Annotated in this window: 4 protein-coding genes; 3 read left to right on the top strand and 1 reads right to left on the bottom strand. The window is 67.6% G+C overall.

Features of this window, described 5'->3' with window-relative positions; all coding sequences use genetic code 11:
• The 3 genes from ACIPIA_RS11945 to ACIPIA_RS11935 all read left to right on the top strand — a co-directional run.
• Positions 1-628, top strand: a 628-nt coding sequence (locus ACIPIA_RS11945) for an O-antigen ligase family protein (RefSeq protein ID WP_400509753.1), incomplete at its 5' end; no start/stop codon positions are given.
• Complete coding sequence (gene gor, locus ACIPIA_RS11940) at positions 621-1,991, top strand: glutathione-disulfide reductase (protein ID WP_400509751.1); 1,371 nt, start codon at positions 621-623, stop codon at positions 1,989-1,991. The genes ACIPIA_RS11945 and gor, both read left to right, overlap by 8 nt.
• A 165-nt stretch (positions 1,992-2,156) precedes the next feature.
• Positions 2,157-3,542 carry a class II 3-deoxy-7-phosphoheptulonate synthase gene (locus ACIPIA_RS11935; RefSeq protein WP_400509748.1) on the top strand — a complete coding sequence of 462 codons (1,386 nt, stop codon included), beginning with the start codon at positions 2,157-2,159 and terminating at the stop codon, positions 3,540-3,542.
• 81 nt (positions 3,543-3,623) lie between these two features.
• Here the strand turns inward: ACIPIA_RS11935 and ACIPIA_RS11930 are convergent.
• On the bottom strand, positions 3,624-3,827 hold a 204-nt coding region (locus ACIPIA_RS11930; protein ID WP_400509746.1), incomplete at its 5' end, for an outer membrane protein.

The raw sequence follows: 3,827 nt of genomic DNA, 5'->3' as shown, positions 1-3,827 counted from the left end.
CGCCCTGCGCTCGGAGAGCGCCTCGGCGCGGCTGGGCGTTGCCGTCTGTGCGATCTGCTGGCTGCTGTCGGCCTATTGGCCGCGCCTGACGCTGGCGGCCGTGGGCTGCGCCTTCGTCCTGACTTTCGCGATGGCGCCGGTGCTCGGCGTCGCCGCCCAGAGCTGGCTGCCCTCCGCCATCCTGAATCGTTTCGCCGTGGAAACCGGGCAGGCCCGCATCGATATCTGGGTGAGCTTCGGCGAGGTGGTGCGGCTGCGGCCGCTAGCCGGCGCGGGCTTCGGTTCCTCCGCCAGCATGGAGCAGCACCCGGTAGCGGCCTTGGTGCCGCCGGAGCACAGGACGTTGCTGGGCGTCGGGCATCCGCACGACATGCCGCTGCAGGCCTGGGCGGAGACAGGGGCGATCGGCGCCTTCATCCTGGCGCTAGCAGGCGTCCTCGTGCTGGCAAGGTTGCGCAGACTGCCGGCCGTCGATCTGGCGCCGCGCCTGGCGCTCTTCGCCGCGGCCTTCGCGATCTCCGTCGTCGGGCATGGCGCCTGGCAGGGCTGGTGGGTTGCGGTTCTGGCCGCGGGGATTATCTGGTTCGGTCCGGGGCCAGCGGTACGGCGAGGAAAAGATCATGGCTGAGTTCGACGTCGATCTCTTCGTCATCGGGGCAGGCTCCGGCGGCACGCGCGCCGCGCGCATCGCAGCTGGCCACGGCGCCCGGGTGATGATCGCCGAGGAGGACCGCATCGGCGGCACCTGCGTGGTCCGCGGTTGCGTGCCGAAGAAGCTCTTCGTCTATGCCAGCCGCTTCGCCGAGGATTTCGAGGATGCCGCCGGCTTCGGGTGGACGCTGGATTCCAGGCCGACCTTCGATTGGCCGACCTTGCGTGACGCGGTGGCGAACGAGGTCACGCGGCTTTCCGGCCTATACCGCAAGGGGCTCGAGGGTGCGAAGGTCGCGGTCCGCGAGGAGCGCGCGGTCATCGAGGGGCCGCACAGCGTCCGGCTCGTCAAGAGCGGCGAAACCGTCACTGCCCGGCATATCCTCGTCGCGACCGGCGGTTGGCCGTCCTTCGATCCGCCGATTCCGGGCGGAGAACTCGGCATTTCCTCCAATGAGGTCTTCCACCTCCCGACGCTGCCCAGGCGCATGCTCGTCGTGGGCGGCGGCTACATCGCGCTCGAGTTTGCCAGCCTGTTCGCCCGGCTCGGCGTTGCCGTCACGCTGCTGCACCGTGGCGACAACATCCTGCGTGGCTTCGACGAGGATATCCGCACTCGCCTGCGCGACGCGCTCGCCCATGCCGGTGTCACCCTGAGGCTGGGCTGCACGATCGAGCGCATAGAGGAGCTTGCGGACGGCACGCGCCGCGCTCACTGCGCCCAGGGTGCGCCGATCGAGGCCGATGTCGTGCTCGTCGCCACCGGGCGCCGGCCGAACACGCGGGGGCTGGGCCTCGACAAGGCCGGCGTCGTGCGCGGCCCGCTCGGCGAGATCGTGGTCGATGCGGCCTCGACCAGCAATGTGCCGTCGATCCATGCCGTCGGCGACGTGACCAACCGCGTCAACCTCACGCCGGTCGCGATCCGCGAGGGCCACGCCTTCGCCGACAGCACCTTCGGCAGCCGCAGCTGGACGGTCGATCACGCCACGGTTGCCTCGGCGGTCTTCACCACGCCGGAGGTGGGAACGGTGGGGTTGTCGGAAGGGCAGGCGGTCGATGCCGGGCATGAGGTGAAGGTCTTCGAGTCGGGGTTTCGCCCGATGAAGGCCACCATTTCGGGGCGGCACGAGCGCACCTACATGAAGCTCGTGGTCGATGCTGCGAACGACAGGGTGCTGGGGGTCCATATTCTCGGGCACGACGCCGGCGAGATCGTCCAAGCCGTCGCGATCGCGATAACGATGGGAGCGACCAAGGCCGATTTCGACCGCACCGTCGCTCTGCATCCCAGCGCCGCCGAGGAACTGGTGACGATGCGCTCCCCGCGGGCAGGATAGGCCGGAAGGCGGCCAATGTTTTCCGCCAGGTTCGTTCTCCGAACCGGGCCCGGATCCCGAGAGCGCACGACGGTGGTCATTGCGGTTGCTTGGGTGTATAGCCGCCCCTTCGCGCTACGAAGAGGTAAACGACGCGCGATCTCGAAGTCAGGAGCAAGTCATCAAATGTCCGAGCGGTGGACGCCAGAGAGCTGGAGGGCCAAGCCCGCCCAGCAGATTCCGGAATATCCGGACCAGGCAGCCTTGAAGGCGGTCGAGCAGCAGCTCGCCGGCTTTCCGCCGCTCGTTTTTGCAGGCGAGGCGCGCAAGCTCAAACGGGCGTTGGGCAAGGTCGCGGCCGGCGAGGCTTTCCTCCTTCAAGGCGGTGATTGCGCGGAGAGCTTCGCGGAGCATTCGGCCGACAACATTCGCGACTTCTTCCGGCTGTTCCTGCAGATGGCCGTGGTGCTGACCTTCGCCGGCGGCTCGCCGGTGGTGAAGGTCGGCCGTATCGCCGGCCAGTTCGCCAAGCCGCGCTCTGCGCCGAACGAGAAGATCGGCGACGTCGAGCTGCCGAGCTACAAGGGCGACATCGTCAACGACATCGCCTTCACGGCGGAAGCGCGCATTCCCGATCCGCGCCGCCAGCTCGAGGCCTATCGTCAGTCGGCGGCGACGCTGAACCTGATCCGCGCCTTCGCCACCGGCGGCTATGCCAATCTCGACAACGCGCATCGCTGGATGCTCGGCTTCGTCAAGGACAGCCCGCAGTCTCATCGCTATCAGGAAGTCGCCGAACGCATCACCGAGGCGCTCGACTTCATGCGCGCCATCGGCATCGATCCGGAAACCCACCCGGAGATGCGCACGACCGACTTCTACACGAGCCACGAGGCGCTGCTGCTCGGCTTCGAGCAGGCGATGACGCGCACGGATTCGACGACCGGCGAGTGGTACGACACGTCCGGCCACATGGTCTGGATCGGCGACCGCACGCGTCAGCTCGATCATGCCCATGTCGAGTTCTTCCGCGGCATCAAGAACCCGATCGGCCTGAAGTGCGGCCCGTCGACCACCGTCGATGGCCTGCTCAAGCTGATCGAGGTGCTCGATCCGCAGAACCAGGCGGGCCGCCTGACGCTGATCGGTCGCTTCGGCGCGGACAAGGTCTTCGATCACCTGCCGGCGCTCGTTCGGGCGACGAAGCGGGAAGGCCGCAACGTCGTCTGGTCCTGCGACCCGATGCACGGCAACACGGTCAAGGCGGCGAGCGGCTACAAGACCCGGCCGTTCGATCTGATCATGACCGAGGTGAAGAACTTCTTCGCCGTCCATCAGGCGGAAGGCACCCATGCCGGTGGCCTGCATCTGGAGATGACGGGCAAGAACGTCACCGAGTGCACCGGCGGTGCGCGCGGCATGACCGACGCCGATCTCAACGACCGCTATCACACGGTCTGCGACCCCCGCCTGAATGCGGAACAGGCGCTTGAACTCGCCTTCCTCGTCGCCGAGCTCGTCAAGCGCGAGCGTGCCGGCCGCGCGCGGCCGGAGGTCGAGGCGGCTGAGTGAAGTCGCTTCGCGCGGGCTGACCTGATAAAAAAGGCCGGGAGATCGTCTCCCGGCCTTTTCAGTACCTGCTCGTCGATGTCGTCAGAATTTGACGGCCGCCGCTGCACGCGCGGTGTTCACCGTCGTCGTGGTGCCTTCCACGTCCGCAAATCGGATCAGCTGGTATTCGGCACGCAGGAAAAGGTTTTCGGTCAGCGCCCAGTCGACGCCGCCGCCGACGGTCGCGCCGAAGCCGTAGACATTCTTCTTCGCGCCGCCCACCGTGAGCGGATAGCCCGCGGCGGG

The sequence above is a fragment of the Allobosea sp. CER48 genome, assembly GCF_044752385.1.
Classification (GTDB): domain Bacteria; phylum Pseudomonadota; class Alphaproteobacteria; order Rhizobiales; family Beijerinckiaceae; genus Allobosea.
The sequence above is the reverse complement of the archived record's forward strand: the minus strand, read 5'-3'. Positions and strand labels throughout refer to the sequence as shown.

Bases quoted from the DNA above. Each gene is read 5' to 3' on its own strand.
- ACIPIA_RS11935 (WP_400509748.1), top strand. From the start codon at position 2,157: ATGTCCGAGCGGTGGACGCCAGAGAGCTGGAGGGCCAAGCCCGCCCAG.
- gor (WP_400509751.1), top strand. From the start codon at position 621: ATGGCTGAGTTCGACGTCGATCTCTTCGTCATCGGGGCAGGCTCCGGC.